The 18,149-nt window shown below is 61.6% G+C and carries 13 protein-coding genes; 6 read left to right on the forward strand and 7 right to left on the reverse strand.

Annotated elements, in window-relative coordinates; genetic code table 11:
• Positions 1 to 1,251 (reverse strand): lipoprotein-releasing ABC transporter permease subunit, encoded by a 1,251-nt coding sequence (locus CKW24_RS03570; RefSeq protein ID WP_095165308.1) that lies wholly within the window; start codon positions 1,249 to 1,251, stop codon positions 1 to 3.
• A gap of 94 nt (positions 1,252 to 1,345) precedes the next feature.
• On the opposite strand from CKW24_RS03570, the gene CKW24_RS03575 reads away from it, so the two are divergent.
• Both CKW24_RS03575 and CKW24_RS03580 read left to right on the forward strand, forming a co-directional pair.
• On the forward strand, positions 1,346 to 1,927 hold the full coding sequence (locus CKW24_RS03575) for a PilZ domain-containing protein (RefSeq protein ID WP_095165309.1): 582 nt from the start codon (positions 1,346 to 1,348) through the stop codon (positions 1,925 to 1,927).
• Between the two features lie 13 nt (positions 1,928 to 1,940).
• A complete protein-coding gene (locus CKW24_RS03580; RefSeq protein WP_095165310.1) occupies positions 1,941 to 2,663 on the forward strand; it encodes a glycerophosphodiester phosphodiesterase family protein in 723 nt (240 codons plus the stop codon).
• Between the two features lie 42 nt (positions 2,664 to 2,705).
• Here the strand turns inward: CKW24_RS03580 and sthA are convergent, their stop codons facing one another.
• From sthA to CKW24_RS03600, 4 genes are all read right to left on the reverse strand, one after another.
• The gene (gene sthA, locus CKW24_RS03585) at positions 2,706 to 4,100 is read right to left on the reverse strand and encodes a Si-specific NAD(P)(+) transhydrogenase (RefSeq protein WP_095165311.1); all 1,395 of its coding nucleotides are present in this window, start codon (positions 4,098 to 4,100) and stop codon (positions 2,706 to 2,708) included.
• A gap of 210 nt (positions 4,101 to 4,310) precedes the next feature.
• Positions 4,311 to 5,336: an FAD:protein FMN transferase gene (locus CKW24_RS03590; protein WP_095165312.1), complete on the reverse strand. Its 1,026-nt coding sequence runs from the start codon at positions 5,334 to 5,336 to the stop codon at positions 4,311 to 4,313.
• 123 nt (positions 5,337 to 5,459) lie between these two features.
• The gene (gene ampC, locus CKW24_RS03595; protein ID WP_095165313.1) at positions 5,460 to 6,623 is read right to left on the reverse strand and encodes a class C beta-lactamase; all 1,164 of its coding nucleotides are present in this window, start codon (positions 6,621 to 6,623) and stop codon (positions 5,460 to 5,462) included.
• A gap of 116 nt (positions 6,624 to 6,739) precedes the next feature.
• Positions 6,740 to 8,203, reverse strand: coding sequence for a glyceraldehyde-3-phosphate dehydrogenase (locus tag CKW24_RS03600; RefSeq protein ID WP_095165314.1), 1,464 nt, complete (start codon positions 8,201 to 8,203; stop codon positions 6,740 to 6,742).
• A 353-nt stretch (positions 8,204 to 8,556) separates the two neighbouring features.
• Between CKW24_RS03600 and mfd the strand changes: the two genes are divergently transcribed.
• Genes mfd through CKW24_RS03615 form a run of 3 tightly spaced genes read left to right on the forward strand, consistent with a single transcriptional unit; the run spans position 8,557 to position 15,285 of the window.
• Positions 8,557 to 12,006 carry a transcription-repair coupling factor gene (gene mfd / locus CKW24_RS03605; RefSeq protein ID WP_095165315.1) on the forward strand — a complete coding sequence of 1,150 codons (3,450 nt, stop codon included), beginning with the start codon at positions 8,557 to 8,559 and terminating at the stop codon, positions 12,004 to 12,006.
• Positions 12,007 to 12,016: 10 nt separating this feature from the next.
• Complete coding sequence (locus CKW24_RS03610; protein ID WP_095165316.1) at positions 12,017 to 12,583, forward strand: CsiV family protein; 567 nt, start codon at positions 12,017 to 12,019, stop codon at positions 12,581 to 12,583.
• A gap of 11 nt (positions 12,584 to 12,594) precedes the next feature.
• Positions 12,595 to 15,285 (forward strand): DEAD/DEAH box helicase, encoded by a 2,691-nt coding sequence (locus CKW24_RS03615; protein WP_095165317.1) that lies wholly within the window; start codon positions 12,595 to 12,597, stop codon positions 15,283 to 15,285.
• An 82-nt stretch (positions 15,286 to 15,367) separates the two neighbouring features.
• On the opposite strand, the gene nagZ is transcribed toward CKW24_RS03615, so the two are convergent.
• Both nagZ and CKW24_RS03625 read right to left on the reverse strand, forming a co-directional pair.
• Positions 15,368 to 16,378, reverse strand: a complete 1,011-nt coding sequence (nagZ, locus tag CKW24_RS03620; RefSeq protein ID WP_095165318.1) for a beta-N-acetylhexosaminidase — start codon at positions 16,376 to 16,378, stop codon at positions 15,368 to 15,370.
• 197 nt (positions 16,379 to 16,575) lie between these two features.
• Positions 16,576 to 17,283 carry a TetR/AcrR family transcriptional regulator gene (locus tag CKW24_RS03625; RefSeq protein WP_095165319.1) on the reverse strand — a complete coding sequence of 236 codons (708 nt, stop codon included), beginning with the start codon at positions 17,281 to 17,283 and terminating at the stop codon, positions 16,576 to 16,578.
• 252 nt (positions 17,284 to 17,535) lie between these two features.
• Between CKW24_RS03625 and lexA the strand changes: the two genes are divergently transcribed.
• Positions 17,536 to 18,144 carry a transcriptional repressor LexA gene (gene lexA, locus CKW24_RS03630; protein WP_095165320.1) on the forward strand — a complete coding sequence of 203 codons (609 nt, stop codon included), beginning with the start codon at positions 17,536 to 17,538 and terminating at the stop codon, positions 18,142 to 18,144.
• Positions 18,145 to 18,149 lie beyond the last annotated feature (5 nt).

An 18,149-nucleotide genomic window follows, 5' to 3' on the forward strand; every position in this document is an offset into this window, starting at 1 on the left:
TCACTCATAACGTAGCGCCTCCGCCGGCTGGGTGCGCGCGGCACGCCAGGCTGGATACAGGGTGGCGAGGAAACTCAGGACCAACGCCGCGCCACAGACCATCAACACATCCTGGGCCTGCAACTGCGACGGCAGGTAGTCGATGAAGTACACATCGGCGTTGAGAAACTTGTGTCCGATCAGGCCTTCGAGGGCGGAGATCGCCGCGCTGACATTCAGTGCGGCAAACATCCCCACCAGCGCGCCGATGGCCGTGCCGACCACCCCGATCACCGTGCCCTGGACCATGAAGATCGCCATGATGGTGCCCGGCGTAGCGCCCAGGGTGCGCAGGATCGCGATGTCGCCCTTCTTGTCGTTGACCACCATCACCAGGGTGGAAATGATGTTGAACGCCGCCACCGCGACGATCAGCAGCAGCAACAGGCCGATCATGGCTTTTTCCATACGGATGGCCTGGTACAGGTTGCCGTGGGTGCGGGTCCAGTCACGGGCGTAGAAACGGTCATCGCCTAATTGCTGGGCGATGTTCCAGGCCGCGCGCGGGGCCTGGAACAGGTCATCGAATTTCAGCCGCAGGCCCTGGATCTGGTCCGGCTTCCAGCGATGCAGTTTCGACAGGTCCTGCTGGTTGGTGACACCCAGGTAGCCGTCGATCTCACCAGCGCCGACATGGAAGATGCCGACCACGGTAAAACGCTTCATGCGCGGGAACATCCCGGCCGGGGTCACGGTGACTTCCGGCGCGACGAAGGTCAGCTTGTCGCCGAGGCCTACCCCGAGCTTGGCCGCCGCCTTGTCGCCGATGACAATGCCAAAGCTGCCGGGTGCCAGGGCATCGAGCTGGCCCTGTTGCATGAAGTTATCAATGATCGAGACCTGGCGCTCCAGCGCCGGGTCGATGCCATTGAGCAATACCTTGGAGACCTGGCCATTGTTGGTCAGCAACCCCTGCATCTGGGTAAAGGGCGCGACGGCCACCACCTGCGGGTTCTGCTTGACCTTGGCGGCCAGGCTCGGCCAGTCGCTGATCGGCTCACCGGACTCGATGGTCGCGTGGGGCACCATGCCCAGCACGCGGGTGCGCATCTCATGATCGAAGCCATTCATTACCGACAGCACCACGATCATCACGACCACGCCCAGGGCGAGTCCGATCATCGAAGTCAGGGAAATGAACGACACAAAATGATTGCGTCGCTTGGCACGGGTATAACGCGTACCGATAAATACGAAGAGAGGTCTGAACATGTCGGGGCTTGTTCGGAGGGAAAAGGAACGTCCTTGTGGCGGGGGTCGATAACCAGCTTTACACTCAGACCACCGCCGCTACCATGGGTTCGCCATGTCGACATTAGATGAAGAAGATCGCCGCGAATACTACCGTATCGAGGACAGGATCGCACTGGAAATTCAGACCCTGACAGGCCCTGCCGCCACGGCGGAGGAAGTGTTGCAGGATGCTTCGCCACTGTTCAATCTGCTCAGTGAACTGCACCTGAGTGAATTCGAATCCCAGCACCTGCTGCGCCAGATCAGCGAGCGCGATCGCAATACCGCGGCCTACCTGAAAGTGCTGAACAAACGTATCGACCTGCTCAGCCAGGTAGTCGCGTTGACGGTGCTCGGCCAGATCGGCGAACCGCAACCGGTGATCCTTTCTGAAGGCGGCATCGACTTCCAGCATGCCACCCCGCTCGCCCCCGGCAGCCATCTATCGATCAAACTGGTGCTGATGCCCCAGGCCCTGGGCCTGCTGGTCCGCGCCCGAGTCACCCATTGCGATGCCAAGGACGGCGGTTTTGACGTCGGCACCGAATTCCAACACTTGAGCGATGCCCAGCGCCAACTGCTGGCACGCTATATCCTGCAAAGACAGGCCCAAGAACGCCGCCTGGCGCGCGAAATCACCGAATCCGGCAACTAATTAAGGAACCACCGTGACCCTCATCTACGGCCACCGCGGCGCTAAAGGCGAAGCACCGGAAAACACCCTGAGCAGCTTCCAGCAATGCCTCAAGCATGGCGTGCGTCGCTGCGAACTGGACCTGCACCTGTCCATGGACAACGAGTTGATGGTGATCCATGACTCGACGCTCAAGCGCACCACCGACCGCCGCGGCAAGGTCGTCGAGCACAAGGCGGCGGACCTGGTGACCTACGACGCACGCAAGGGCGGACCGGGCTGGATCAAGCCCTGCCCGATCCCGACCCTGGAGCAACTGTTCGAACAGTGCGACTTCGACCACTGGCAACTGGAAGTCAAAAGCGCTTCACGCACCCGCGCCGCCACCACCGTGTTGGCGATTCGCGAAATGGCCCAGCGTTTTGGCATGCTGGACAAAGTCACCATCACCTCAAGCTCGCGGGAAGTGCTCAAGGCGGCCCTGGACCTGGTGCCGGATGTGTCTCGGGGGCTGGTAGCCGAATACGCCTGGCTCGACCCGCTGAAGGTCGCGCAAAGCTATGGCTGTGAGATTCTGGCGCTGAACTGGACCCTGTGTACGCCGGAGCGCCTGGAGAAGGCGCAGCGTCAGGGCTTGCATGTGTCGGTGTGGACCGTCAACGAACCCGCGCTGATGCGCAGGCTCGCTGATTTCGGCGTTGACAGCCTGATTACAGACTTTCCCGGTTTGGCCACTGCCACCCTCGAGAATTGCTGAAATCGGTCTCCCCGGCCGGCTCAGGCCACCGGCCGGAGCCGCTCAAAAAAGCCGGTTGAGGCCATCGTATGCAGCTACCCGATAGGCTTCGGCCATGGTCGGGTAGTTGAACGTGGTGTTGACGAAGTACTTCAAGGTGTTCAATTCGCCCGGCTGGTTCATGATCGCCTGGCCGATGTGCACGATCTCCGACGCTTGATAACCGAAGCAATGCACGCCCAGCACTTGCAGGGTCTCGCGGTGGAACAGGATCTTCAGCATGCCTTGTGGCTCGCCGGCGATCTGCGCCCGCGCCATGCTCTTGAAGAACGCCTTGCCGACTTCGTAAGGCACCTTGGCCTGGGTCAGCTCCTGCTCGTTCTTGCCGATCGAGCTGATCTCCGGAATGGTGTAGATCCCGGTCGGTACGTCGTTGACGAAACGCCAGCTGCCGTTGTCGACAATGCTGCCAGCGGCCGAACGACCCTGGTCATGGGCGGCACTGGCCAGGCTCGGCCAGCCGATCACATCGCCGGCGCCATAGATGTTCTGGACGCAGGTGCGGTAGTTCTCGTCGACTTCGATCTGGCCACGGCTGTTGACCTTGACCCCGATGTTTTCCAGACCCAACTGATCGGTGTTACCGGTCCGGCCGTTGCACCAGAGCAAGGCATCGGCCTTGATCTTCTTGCCGGACTTGAGGTGCAGGATCACCCCGTTGTCCACGCCTTCAACGTGATCGTAATCTTCGTTGTGGCGCACGGTGATGTTGTTGTTGCTGAAGTGGTAGCTCAGGGCCTGGGAGATTTCCGAGTCGAGGAAGCTCAGCAACTGGCCACGGTTATCCACCAGCTCCACCAGCACACCCAGGCCACTGAAGATCGAGGCGTACTCACAACCGATCACGCCAGCGCCGTAGACAATCAGTTTACGCGGGGTGTGGCCGAGGCTGAGGATGGTGTCGCTATCGTAGATACGCGGGTGGTGGAAATCGATATCGGCCGGGCGATACGGACGCGAGCCGGTGGCGATGATGATGTGCTTGGCCACCAGTTTTTCGACCACGCCGTTGGCGCAGACCACTTCGATGGTTTGCTCGTCAGCAAAGCTGCCGGTGCCGAAGAACACGTCAATCCGATTACGCGCGTAGTAGCCGGTGCGCGAGGCAACCTGCTTGGAGATGACTTTCTCGGCGCTTTTCAGCACGTCCGGGAACGAGAACCAGCGCGGCTCACCAATGGCCCGGAACATCGGGTTGGTGTTGAACTGCATGATCTGCCGGACCGAGTGCCGCAACGCCTTGGACGGGATGGTGCCCAGGTGAGTGCAGTTGCCGCCGACCTGGCGACGACTATCAACCATCGCCACCTTGCGCCCTGCCTTGGCGGCATTCATTGCCGCGCCTTCTCCTGCCGGGCCGGAACCCAGCACCACCACGTCGTAGTTGTAGACAGCCATGCGTACTCCTCAGAACAGGCCGCGGCGCCCCGTTGGCACCTGCGGCTAAATCATGCCGGCCATGCGGCATGAAGGAACAATTTGGGGTCAGTCGAAAACCCAGGAACAGTCTATAGAAGCGTCAACGCCGCGCACATTAACCCTTGGTCGCGTCGTAGGCTAGTTTTGCCTGCACTACAACGCCAGCCGCGCTTGGGATCGGCGCCCGATTCATTGGGGTTTTTCCCCGCTCAGGCGGATAAAAGCCTGACTGCTACGTGTGACGAAACCGCGCTCAGTGCGCATCACAAAAAAAGCCGCAATCGCGTGTTTTTCTGCGTATGCAAGGCCCTGCTCCGGCCCGAGGATCAACAACAGGGTCGACCAGCCATCGGCCATCAGCGTTTGCGGAGCAACCACCGTAACCGCTGCCAGGTCATGCAGCACTGGCGCCCCGTTGCGGGCGTCGAAGGTGTGGGAATAGCGCCGCCCACCCTGCTCGAAATAGTTGCGGTAGTCGCCCGAGGTCGAGACCCCATAACCATCCAGCGCCAGTATCCGTTCCACCACCTGCTGGTCGTCACGGGGTTCTTCCAGGGCTATCTTCCAGGGGTTGCCGTCGAGCTTTATGCCGGCGGCCTTGAGCTCACCGGTGACTTCGACGAGATAGCTGCTGATGCCCAGGCTGCCCAACGCGGCGGCTATCCGGTCGACGGTGTAGCCGGCAGCAATACTGTCGAAGTCGACCTCCACCGCCGCGTCCTTGCACAGCTGCCCTGCGTCGATCCGCAAGTGCTGGTAGCCGACCCGCTGCCGTACCTGCGCCAGCGCTTGCTCACTGGGGACCTGCACGGTGCGCGCCTGCGGGCCGAAGCCCCAGAGATTCATCAGCGGCCCAACCGTCAGGTCGTAGGCCCCCTCGCTGGCGCGGGAAAACTGTTCACCGACCTGGACCAACTGCAGGACTGCCGCCGGCATCGGCTGACAGCTATTGGCCGGCAACGCGTTGAAGCGCTCGATGTCGGAGTCACTGCGATAGGTCGACAGTTGTTGGTCGACCTCGGTCAATATCGCCTCGACCTGCTGGCGCACCTGCGCCGGCCCGGGCAGGCCTGCATGGCGAACGTACTGGATCGAGTAACTGCTACCCATGGTCGGCCCGCCAAATTTTTCCTGGGAGTCGCCGCTGCCGCAGCCGGCCAGGGCCGCGATCAACAGCAGCAACCCGGCCGAGCCCCTCCATTGCCTACCCAACATGTGCACAACTCCCGCAATCACGCCCTACCTTGTAGGAGCGAGCTCGCTCGCGATGGCATTCGACGCTGAGGGCATCGCGGGCAAGCCTTGCCCCTACAGCAAAGGCGCCCTGCCGTATCTTCTTCAGCGCTGCAGCTCACTGAAGATCCGATACGCCAAGTGCACCCGCGCTTCATTGGGATAACTCTTGTTCGCCAGCACCACAATGCCCAGCTTCTTCTCGGGTACAAAGGCCACATAAGCCGAGAACCCGCCCGTCGATCCCGTCTTGTTGATCCAGGCAGCTGCCTTGGGTGGCTGGGGCGGGTTGATTGCGCTAACGACGTGACTGTCGTAGATCATTTTGTCGCCATTACCCTCGATCAGCGTCTCGAGGGCTACGGGATAGTCGTACTGCTCCCAGATCAGGTCCTGGGTCATGGCGCCCACCTGGAAATAGCCCTTGTGGGTTTCCAGCAATGCAGTGCGCAAGTTTGCCGCGACCTTGGTTACGCCAAGGTTGGCTTCGACAAACCGCAGCAGATCGCCAGAAGAGGTTTTCACCCCATAGGCTTCATCACCCAGCACCCCGGAGTTCAAGCGGACTGGCGCGTCCTGCTTGTTGTAGCCCTGGGCGTAGAGCGCCTGCTTGCCCGGCGGTACGTTGATGTAGCTGTTGGTCATGCCCAGCCCGGGAAACAATTGACCCTCCAGCGCCTGGGCGTACGGCACGTTCATGCTGATGGCGGTAATCATGCCCAACGCGCCAATACTCGGATTGGCATAGGTGCGCTGGGTACCTGGCGCATAGGACGGCTGCCAGGCCTTGAAGTACTCCAGCAACTGTTGCTTGTCCTGCACTTGATCCGGCACCTGCAACGGGAAGCCGCCTGCGGTATGGGTCGCCAGGTTCAGCAGCGACACCTGGTCGAACGGGCTGCCGAGCAGTTGTGGCAGGTACTTGCCCGGGTGGTCGGCGAGCGAGAGCTGGCCATTGACTTGTGCGTAGGTCGCCAGGGTGGCGGTGAAGGTCTTGCTGATCGAACCGATCTCGAACAACGTGTCGCTGCCGACCTTGCGCTGCGTGTCCCTGGAAGCTACGCCAAAATTGTAGAAGCGCTGCTGGCCGCCTACGGACAGCCCAATAGCCAGCCCGGGAATGTTGTACTGCTGCATCAGCGTTTGTGCAGCCTCTTGCACCACACCGTCGATCGCCGGGCGCTCGGTACTCGCCACGGTGAGCGGCGCGAAAGAAGCGGCGCAGGCCAGTGCAAGCAAGGCGGTACAGGGCAGTCGGATCAGGCGCATCAAAGTCGTCCTCAGTATTCTGTCGGGGCGGAAGTCGCCCAACCTAGCATTTTGCCTCTCACGCACATACAAAAACGCCCCGACACTGTCGGGGCGTTTTTATCTGCAGCTAAGGCTTAGCGCGGGAATGCTGGCGGGTTGACCCCGGCCATGTCTTCCATCACGCGAACTACCTGGCAGCTGTAACCAAATTCGTTGTCGTACCAAACGTACAGCACAACGCGGTTGTCTTGGGTGATGGTGGCTTCAGCGTCGACCACACCGGCGTGGCGCGAGCCAACGAAGTCAGTGGACACCACTTCCTGCGAGTTGACGTAGTCGATCTGCTTGTGCAGATCGGAGTGCAGCGCCATGTAGCGCAGGTACTCGTTCATCTCTTCACGGGTAGCGGCTTTCTCAAGGTTCAGGTTGAGAATGGCCATCGACACGTTTGGCGTCGGTACACGGATCGCGTTGCCGGTCAGCTTGCCAGCCAGCTCAGGCAGGGCCTTGGCAGCGGCGGTAGCAGCACCGGTCTCGGTGATAACCATGTTCAACGCAGCGCTACGACCACGGCGATCGCCTTTGTGGAAGTTGTCGATCAGGTTCTGGTCGTTGGTGTACGAGTGAACGGTTTCAACGTGACCGTTGATGATGCCGAACTTGTCGTTCACTGCCTTGAGCACCGGCACGATGGCGTTGGTGGTGCAGGAAGCGGCGGACACGATCTTGTCGTCAGCGGTGATTTCACCGTGGTTGATGCCGTGAACGATGTTCTTCAGCTTGCCTTTGCCCGGCGCGGTCAGGACCACGCGGTCGATACCCGGGCACGCCAAGTGCTGACCCAGGCCATCGGCGTCACGCCATACACCGGTGTTGTCCACCAGCAGCGCGTCTTTGATGCCGTACTGGGTGTAATCCACCTCAGTTGGGTTCTTGGCGTAGATAACCTGGATCAGGTTACCGTTGGCGGTGATGGTGTTGTTTTCTTCGTCGATGGTAATGGTGCCATTGAACGAACCATGGACCGAATCGCGACGCAGCAGGCTGGCGCGTTTCACCAGATCGTTTTCGGCGCCTTTGCGCACCACGATGGCGCGCAGACGCAGGCCGTCGCCACCACCGGTTTTTTCGATCAGGATGCGGGCCAGCAGACGGCCGATGCGACCGAAGCCGTACAGGACAACGTCGGTGCCTTTGCGGGCCGAAGCGTTTTGCTGACCAACCACGTCAGCCATTTCTTCGCGTACGAACTGCTCGGCGCTGCGGCCATTGCCTTCGTTGCGGAATTTGAACGCCAACTTGCCCAGGTCTACCGAAGCCGCGCCGAGCTTGAGCTCGCTCATGGCTTTAAGCAGTGGGAATGTTTCGTGGACGGAGAGTTCGCTGTCGTCGGAAGAACGGTGGCGAGCAAAGCGGTGAGCTTTGAGAATCGCGATGACAGACTGGTTGATCAGACTGCGGCCATAGATCGAGCTCACCACGTTGTTATTGCGGTAGAGCTGGCCGATCAGCGGAATCATCGCTTCTGCGAGTGCTTCACGGTCGATCCATTCACCAAGACACTGGTCGGGCTTCTGAGTCACGGTAACCTTCCACATGTAGGGGCAGAAAAAAGGGGCTACATTATGCCGCCGACTCCCTCCCGTAGCAATGCGCGCTTGTCGTGCAGACAGTAACAATTTTCCCCTGAAAAAAAATCGACCCCGCTGAAGCCCAGTAAAACCGTGGCCTGCAGCACACCCCATTTTTCATAGACAGCGCTGTCTTGTCTGTAACCCTCCGTAACACTCGCTCCTTTTGTCACTACATAATCACTAAAAAAGCGCTGGATTTTGTGATTACCACTACATTTCGCCCAACCTGTGTAATAGACACAGTCTGCAACTGACAGGCGGCACCCGGGACCGTTACAATTACCGACTTTGTCGCAACGCTTGGAGCTCAACCTTCCGTGCCCGTTCTGCGTCTACCGCTTCTCCCTGCCGCGGCAGGTAAACAGCACTGGGGCAACCTGCCCGGTGCCGCCCTGAGCCTGGCCATTGCCGAGGCCGCCAGCGCTGCCAAGCGCTTTACCCTGCTACTGACCGCCGACAGCCAAAGCGCTGAGAGGCTGGAACAGGAGCTGAGTTTCTTCGCCCCCGATTTGCCGGTGCTGCATTTCCCTGACTGGGAAACCCTGCCCTACGATCTGTTTTCCCCGCACCAGGACATCATTTCCCAGCGCATCGCCAGCCTCTATCGCCTGCCCGAGCTGAGCCATGGCGTGCTGGTGGTGCCGATCACCACCGCCCTGCATCGCCTGGCGCCGACCAAGTTCCTGCTGGGCAGCAGCCTGGTGCTGGATATCGGCCAGAAGCTCGACGTCGAGCAAATGCGCACCCGCCTGGAAGCCACCGGCTATCGCTACGTCGACACCGTGTACGAACATGGCGAATTCACTGTGCGCGGCTCGCTCATCGACCTGTTCCCGATGGGCAGCAAACTGCCCTATCGCATCGATCTGTTCGATGACGAAATCGAGACCCTGCGCACCTTCGATCCGGAAAACCAGCGCTCCATCGACAAGGTCGAATCGGTCAAGCTGCTGCCGGCCCGCGAATTTCCGTTGCAGAAAGATGCAGTCACGCGCTTCAAGGCACGCTTTCGTGAACGCTTCGATGTCGACTTCCGGCGCTGCCCGATCTTCCAGGACCTGAGCAGCGGGATCACCCCGGCCGGTATCGAGTACTACCTGCCGCTGTTCTTCGACGAAACCTCGACCCTGTTCGACTACCTGCCGCAGGACACCCAGGTGTTCTCCCTGCCGGGCATCGAACAGGCTGCGGAGAATTTCTGGAACGACGTGCGCAATCGCTACGAAGAGCGCCGCGTCGATCCTGCGCGACCTTTATTGCCGCCTGCCGAACTGTTCCTGCCGGTGGAAGACTGTTTTGCCCGCCTGAAAAACTGGCCGCGCGTGGTGGCCAGCCAACAGGATGTCGAAACCGGGGTCGGCCGCGAACGCTTCCCGGCCCAGGCGCTGCCTAACCTGGCGATCGAAGCCAAAGCCAACCAGCCACTGGAAGCCCTGGCCGGTTTCCTCGACCAGTTCCCCGGCCGCGTGCTGTTCACCGCTGAATCGGCGGGGCGCCGCGAGGTGCTGCTGGAGTTGCTGGAACGCCTGAAGCTGCGGCCGAAAACCGTCGACAGTTGGCCGGACTTCGTCGCTGGCAAAGAACGCTTGGCGATCACCATCGCCCCGCTCGACGAAGGCCTGTTACTGGACGACCCGGCCCTGGCCCTGATTGCCGAAAGCCCGCTGTTCGGTCAGCGCGTGATGCAGCGTCGGCGCCGGGAGAAACGCGCCGACGGCAACAACGACGCGGTGATCAAGAACCTTACCGAGCTGCGTGAAGGCGCGCCGGTGGTGCACATCGACCACGGGGTCGGCCGCTACCTGGGCCTGGCGACCCTGGAGATCGAAAACCAGGCCGCCGAATTCCTCACCCTTGAATACGCCGAGGGCGCCAAGTTGTATGTGCCGGTGGCCAACCTGCACCTGATCGCCCGCTACACCGGCAGCGACGACGCCCTGGCCCCGTTGCATCGCCTGGGCTCCGAAACCTGGCAGAAAGCCAAGCGCAAAGCCGCCGAACAGGTGCGCGACGTCGCCGCCGAGCTGCTCGACATCTATGCCCGTCGCGCCGCCCGCGAAGGTTATGCGTTCGCCGACCCGAAAGCCGACTACGCAACCTTCAGCGCCGGCTTCCCGTTCGAAGAAACCCCGGACCAGCAAACCACCATCGACGCCGTGCGCGCCGACATGCTCGCCCCCAAGCCGATGGATCGCCTGGTCTGCGGCGATGTCGGCTTCGGCAAGACCGAAGTGGCGATGCGCGCCGCCTTCATCGCCGTGCACGGCGGTCGCCAGGTAGCGATCCTGGTGCCGACCACTCTCCTCGCCCAACAGCACTACAACAGCTTTCGCGATCGTTTCGCCGACTGGCCGGTGACCGTTGAGGTGATGAGTCGTTTCAAGTCGACCAAGGAAGTCAATGCTGCGGTGGCCGACCTGGCCGAGGGCAAGATCGACATCGTCATCGGCACCCACAAGTTGCTGCAGGACGACGTCAAGATCAAAAACCTCGGGCTGGTGATCATCGACGAAGAGCACCGCTTTGGCGTACGGCAGAAAGAACAACTCAAGGCCCTGCGCAGCGAAGTCGACATCCTGACCCTGACCGCCACGCCGATTCCGCGCACGCTGAACATGGCAGTGTCGGGCATGCGCGACCTGTCGATCATCGCCACGCCACCGGCGCGACGCCTGTCGGTACGCACCTTCGTCATGGAGCAGAACAAGAGCACGGTCAAAGAAGCCTTGCTCCGCGAGCTGCTGCGCGGCGGCCAGGTCTACTACCTGCACAACGATGTGAAGACCATCGAGAAATGCGCCGCCGACCTCGCCGAACTGGTGCCGGAAGCACGGATCGGTATCGGCCACGGGCAGATGCGTGAACGCGAACTCGAACAGGTGATGAGCGACTTCTACCACAAGCGCTTCAACGTGCTGATTGCCTCGACCATCATCGAGACCGGCATCGACGTGCCGAGCGCCAACACCATCATCATCGAGCGGGCCGACAAGTTCGGCCTGGCGCAGTTGCACCAATTACGCGGCCGCGTCGGACGTAGTCACCACCAAGCCTACGCCTACCTGCTGACACCGCCGCGCCAGCAAATCACCACGGACGCGGAAAAACGCCTGGAAGCCATCGCCAATACCCAGGACCTCGGCGCCGGTTTTGTGCTGGCCACCAACGACCTGGAAATCCGTGGCGCCGGCGAATTGCTGGGCGACGGCCAGAGCGGGCAGATCCAGGCCGTCGGCTTCACCCTGTACATGGAAATGCTCGAACGGGCCGTGAAGTCGATCCGCAAGGGCGAGCAACCGAACCTCGACCAGCCCTTGGGTGGCGGTCCGGAGGTCAACCTGCGGGTACCGGCCCTGATCCCCGAGGACTACCTGCCGGACGTGCACGCGCGCCTGATCCTGTACAAACGTATTGCCTCGGCTACCGACGAGGAAGGCCTCAAGGACCTGCAAGTGGAGATGATCGACCGCTTCGGCCTGCTCCCGGAGCCGACCAAGAACCTGGTGCGCATCACCGCGCTGAAACTGCAGGCCGAACAACTGGGGATCAAGAAGATCGATGGCGGCCCCCAGGGTGGCCGTATCGAGTTCGACTCGCAAACGCCGGTCGACCCCCTGACCCTGATCAAGCTGATCCAGAGCCAGCCCAAACGCTACAAATTCGAAGGCGCCACGATGTTCAAGTTCCAGGTGCCGATGGAGCGCCCGGAAGAGCGCTTCAACACCGTAGAGGCGCTGCTTGAGCGCCTCATCCCGAAAACTGCTTGAAGGACGCCACATGCGCCTGTTTCGCTCACTGACCCTGTTGCTCACGCTGGTCGCCCCGACGGCATTTGCCGACAGCCTGTACCAGGTAGAAATGATCCTGGTGCGCCAGAACGCCGTACCCGCCGTGGCCAGCCGCGCCGCGCCGGAGGACTGGGCCGCCGGGGCACAGTCGATCAGCGCCGACAGCCTACGCACTCCGGCCCTCAACGCCGAAGTGGAAAAACTCGGCACCAGTGCCGACTACAGCGTGCTGCTGCATAAAACCTGGCAGCAGAACCTCGGCGAGACCTCGAGCAAAGTGGCGATCAGCGACGGCGAAGAGCAATACGGGCACTTCCCGATCGAGGGCACGCTGGATCTCAAGCTGGGTCGGTTTACCGACGTCAACGCCAGCTTCTGGGTCAATCAGTTCAGCAGCGATGGACTGGTCAGCGCCAGCGAACGCCTGCAACAGGAAAGCCACACCAAAAATGGCCAACTGAACTTTCTCGACAACGGCCACCTGGGCCTGCTGATCAAGATCACCTCGCTGACGGCACCGGCCCCGCAACAAGCGCCTGATGTCGTACCGGACTGATTGAAGTCCCTATGTCCCCGAGCCTGAGCAAACCCCTGGCCCCTTCCTGGGTCAGTCGATTCAAGGAACAGAGCCTGGAGCGCGGCCGTCGCTACGCCCTGGAGAACCGCGTCAGGATCGTCGAAGCCGGCGACAGCACCATCACCGCCAGTTGCGAAGGCTCTGGCGGCAATGTCTACCGCCAGACCATCACCCTGCGCGAATCAGCCAAAAGCACCTTGCTGCTGGTGGAAGCCACCTGCAGTTGCCCGGTACGGGTCAACTGCAAGCACTGCGCCGCGGTGCTGCTCAAAGTCCAGGACACCCTGGAGTACCCGGCCGCCGCCAAGGACGCCCTGCTCCTGGAAAAACTCCAGGCCGTATTGGAGAACCGCGCGCCCGCGCCGTTGCCACAGCAGGTGCTGGACAATGTGCAACCACTGCCACGCCTGTGGCTGGCCAGCGTCGAGTTCAGCGCCTTCGAGCCACGCAATGGCAAGATGCAGCGCTACATCCAGCACCGCGCGGCACTCTCATTCAGCTACCTGGACGAGTACGTCAGCGGGCAGAAAAACAACGACGTGCTGATCCGCCAGGAACACCAGACCCTGCGCATCAAACGCCAGCCGGAAGTGGAAAAGACCTACCGCGAGCAGTTGCGTATCCTCGGCTTCAAGGTCGCGACCCGGCAAAGCAAGGCCCTGCCGGAAAGTGCCGGCGAACTCTATGAGATGGTCAATGACAGCGCCTGGCTGACCTTCACCCTCAATGAGCTGCCCAAGCTGCGCAGCCAGGGCTGGGAGCTGGAGATCGACGAGGACTTCGGTTTCGACCTGACCACCGTCGACGACTGGTACGCCACGGTCGATGAGGCGCCGGAGCGCGACTGGTTCGACCTCGAGCTAGGGATCATCGTCAACGGCGAGCGCCTGAGCCTGCTGCCAATCCTGCTGAACCTGATGCGTTCGCATACTGAAATCCTCAACCCGGAACGCCTGGCCCGGCGCCGTGACGACGAGCTGATCCTGGTGAACATTCCCCACCGCCCCAACTCCGAGCAGGGCCCGCTCCAAGTGGCCCTGCCGTTCGGCCGTTTGAAGCCGGTACTGGCGACCCTGGGCGAGTTCTATCTGCAAGAACCCGGCGAAACCAGCCTGCGCTTGAGCAGCGCCGACGCCACGCGCCTCAATCCACTGGAAGACCTGCCACTGCTATGGGAAGGCGGCGAGCACATCCGCTCCTTCGCCCAGCGCCTGCGAGACATCAAGGACTACAGCGCCGAGCCCCCGGCCGGTCTCAACGCGACGCTGCGCCCCTATCAGCTGGAAGGCCTGAGCTGGATGCAATCGCTGCGGCAACTGGAAGTCGGCGGGATCCTGGCGGACGACATGGGGCTGGGCAAGACCCTACAGACTCTGGCCCACGTACTGACCGAGAAAAACGCCGGGCGCCTCGACCGGCCGTGCATGGTGGTGATGCCCACCAGCCTGATTCCCAACTGGCTCGACGAAGCCGCGCACTTCGCGCCCCAGCTCAAGGTCCTGGCACTGTATGGCGCCGCGCGCAAAAAACACTTCGATCACCTGGCCGACTACGACCTGATCCTCACCACTTATGCGCTGCTGCCCAAGGATGTCGAGCGCCTGGCCCAGCAACCCCTGCACATCCTGGTGCTCGACGAAGCGCAATACATCAAGAACCCCACCAGCAAGGCGGCGCAAGCGGCCCGCGAGCTGACTGCCCGGCAGCGCCTGTGCCTCAGTGGTACGCCCCTGGAAAACCACCTGGGCGAACTGTGGTCACTGTTCCACTTCCTGCTGCCCGGTTGGCTGGGGGATGTCAAAAGCTTCAACCGCGACTACCGCGTGCCAATTGAAAAGCGCGCCAGCGACGTCCGCCTGCAGCACCTCAATGGCCGGATCAAACCCTTCCTGCTGCGTCGCACCAAGGAACAGGTGGCCACCGAGCTGCCGCCAAAAACCGAAATCATCCACTGGGTCGACCTCAACGAGGCCCAGCGCGACGTTTATGAAACCATGCGCCTGGCGATGGACAAGAAAGTCCGCGACGAAATCACCCGCAAAGGCGTGGCCCGCAGCCAGATCATCATTCTCGAGGCGCTGCTCAAGTTGCGCCAGGTGTGCTGCGATCTACGCCTGGTCAATGAAGCCGCCCTACCCACCCGCGGCAGCACTTCGGGCAAGCTGGACAGCCTGATGGAGATGCTTGAGGAGCTGTTCGAGGAGGGGCGCAAGATCCTGCTGTTTTCCCAGTTCACCTCAATGCTCTCGCTGATCGAGCAGGAGCTGGAAAAACGCGGTATCGCCTACGCGCTGCTGACCGGACAGACTCGGGATCGGCGCAGCCCGGTGAAGGATTTTCAGAGCGGCAAGCATCAGATCTTCCTGATCAGCCTCAAGGCCGGTGGCGTGGGCCTGAACCTGACGGAAGCCGACACCGTGATTCACTACGACCCATGGTGGAACCCGGCTACCGAAAACCAGGCAACGGATCGCGCGTACCGGATCGGTCAGGAAAAACCCGTGTTCGTCTACAAGATGATCGCCCGTGGCACGGTCGAGGAGAAAATCCAGCATCTGCAAAAGGAAAAATCCGACCTCGCCGCCGGCGTGCTGGACGGCCGCACCACGGGTGACTGGAAGCTGCAGAGCGACGACATTGACGCCCTGTTTGCGCCGCTGCCGGACAAGTCGAAGGTCTAGCAGAGCCTGACAGATCGCCATCGCGAGCAAGCCGCAAGCGGGTGCCCGCGATGGGTTCAACTCGGTAAGCGCAACCAAGCCCTCAATCGATCAACTGCGCATCCCTGAGCGCACCCAAGGCCGCCAACCAGCGCGGGTCCTGGCGATAGTCGGTGCTGGCGAACGCCTGGCCACGCATCCGCGCGATACGCGCAGACGGCTTGACCTTCAAGCGTTGCGCCGCGGTCAGTGCCAGCTCGGCTGCTGCCCGGTCATTGCATACCAGGCCCATGTCGCAACCGGCAGTCAGCGCCGCCTCGATGCGACTGGCGGCATCTCCCACCACGTGAGCTCCAGCCATTGACAGGTCGTCACTGAAAATCACCCCATCAAACTGCAACTCGCCACGCAGGATGTCTTGCAGCCAGCGCCGCGAGAAACCTGCGGGTTGCGAATCGACCTGCGGGTAAATGACGTGGGCCGGCATCACCGCCGCCAGCTGTTTGCTCAAGCGGGCGAACGGCACCAGGTCGTGGGCGCGGATCTGCTCCAGGCTGCGCTCATCATTAGGGATCGCCACGTGGGAATCCGCCTCGGCCCAGCCATGTCCCGGGAAGTGCTTGCCGGTGGCGGCCATGCCAGCCTGGTTCATGCCACGCATGAACGCGCCGGCGAGCAACGCCGCGCGCTCGGGATCACCCTCGAAGGAGCGCGTGCCGACCACCGCACTGCGCTGATAGTCCAGGTCCAGCACCGGGGCAAAGCTCAGGTCCAGGCCCACGGCCAGCACTTCGGTAGCCATGATCCAGCCACACTGCTCGGCCAGGTACTCGGCGTTCGGGTTATCGGCAATCGCCCGCATCGCCGGCAGCCGAACAAAACCCTGGCGCAGACGCTGCACCCGACCACCCTCCTGGTCCACTGCCAGCAATAGGTCGGGACGCACGGCGCGGATCGACGCGCTCAACTCGCGCACCTGGCGTGGATGCTCGATATTGCGAGCAAAAATGATCAGGCCACCCACCTGGGGCTGACGCAACAGTTGGCGATCTTCAGCCGTCAGCCAGGTACCGGCGACGTCCACCATCAACGAGCCTTGCAGGCCAGCAGTCATAAAAATTCCTTGATCTGGAAATGCGCGCGCGGCGCGTCTTGAAAGTCCCGAGCCCAACGCAGCCACGCAGCTTCGGCGCCACAGGCGATGCCCGGCAAAATGAGCGCGGTCGGGGAAACAGGGGACAGGGTTGAAACGGCAGTCGGCATGGGCGGCTAGCTTAGCGGATGTCCGCTGCCGCGCCCAGCCATACGCGGCTAAACCTTGGCGGCGGCCGGTACCGACTTGCTGCGTGGGCGCAGCTGCGCGGCAGCCATGCTGGCGTCGGTGACGCCGGTTTCGGCGCGCATGCCTGCGGCCAGGAACGGCACCATCAGGCGCATCACCTGTTCGATCGAGGTATTGACGCCGAAATCGGTCTCGGCGATCGCACGCAGAGCCTTGATCCCGGACATGCTGAACGCCGCGGCCCCGAGCATGAAGTGCACCCGCCAGAACAGCTCGATAGGCGGGATACGCGGGGCGGCTTCGTTGACCAGCGTCATGTAGCGGCGGAACACCTTGCCGTACATATCTTCCAGGTAACGCCGCAAGTGCCCCTGGCTCTGGCTGAAGGCCAGGCCGAGCAAGCGCATGAAGATCGACAGGTCATTGCCGCTGCGTGGCTGCACCACCAGGGCTTGCTCGACGAGGATTTCCAGCAGTTCTTCCAGGGTCGGCTTGTTGTCCGGCTTGGCGGAGCGCCGCTCCAGCTCACGATCGAGGCTGGTGCAGAACGGCCCGAGAAAACGCGAGAAGACTGCCTGGATCAAGGCCTTCTTGGAGCCGAAATGATAGTTCACCGCAGCCAGGTTGACCCCGGCCTTGCTGGTGATCAACCGCAATGAAGTTTCGGCAAAACCTTTTTCCGCGAACAACTGCTCGGCAGCATCGAGAATGCGTTCTACGGTTTCCGACTGGGCCATGGCTACTCCGCCTGACAAACACTTGTTTGAAACATACGTTTCAGCCTGTGTATTGTCAAGTCTGCCCGTCCGTTTTGGGAATGCTCAGTCAGCTATTTAACCATACAAGCTGCTGGCTGTAGCCAGTCCTACAACACCGACAGCAACGAACTGCCGGCCGACCGTCCGGCGGTCACCGCAAAAAGGAGGATTGCCAAGATCATTCCACTGTATATAATCCCAGTCACTGTATAAAAAGACAGAGCGATCGAGATGCTAAAACTGACGCCACGCCAAGCTGAGATTCTGGCTTTTATCAAACGTTGCCTCGAAGACAACGGTTATCCGCCAACCCGCGCGGAAATCGCCTTGGAGCTCGGTTTCAAATCGCCCAATGCGGCGGAAGAACACCTCAAGGCCCTGGCCCGCAAGGGCGCTATCGAAATGACCCCCGGCGCTTCGCGCGGCATTCGTATTCCTGGTTTCGAGGCCAAGGCCGACGAATCCACCCTGCCGATCATTGGCCGGGTCGCCGCCGGTGCACCAATCCTCGCCCAGCAGCACATCGAAGAGTCCTGCAACATCAACCCGGCCTTCTTTCATCCGCGCGCCGACTACCTGTTGCGCGTACACGGCATGAGCATGAAGGACGTCGGGATACTCGACGGCGACCTGCTGGCCGTCCACACCACTCGCGAGGCCCGCAACGGCCAGATTGTCGTCGCACGCATTGGCGATGAAGTCACCGTCAAACGCTTCAAGCGTGATGGCAGCAAGGTCTGGCTGATGGCCGAAAACCCCGAGTTCGCCCCGATCGAAGTGAACCTGAAAGATCAGGACCTGGTGATCGAAGGCTTGAGTGTCGGCGTCATTCGCCGATAAAGGAG

It is taken from the genome of Pseudomonas sp. Irchel 3H3, assembly GCF_900187635.1.
GTDB lineage: Bacteria > Pseudomonadota > Gammaproteobacteria > Pseudomonadales > Pseudomonadaceae > Aquipseudomonas.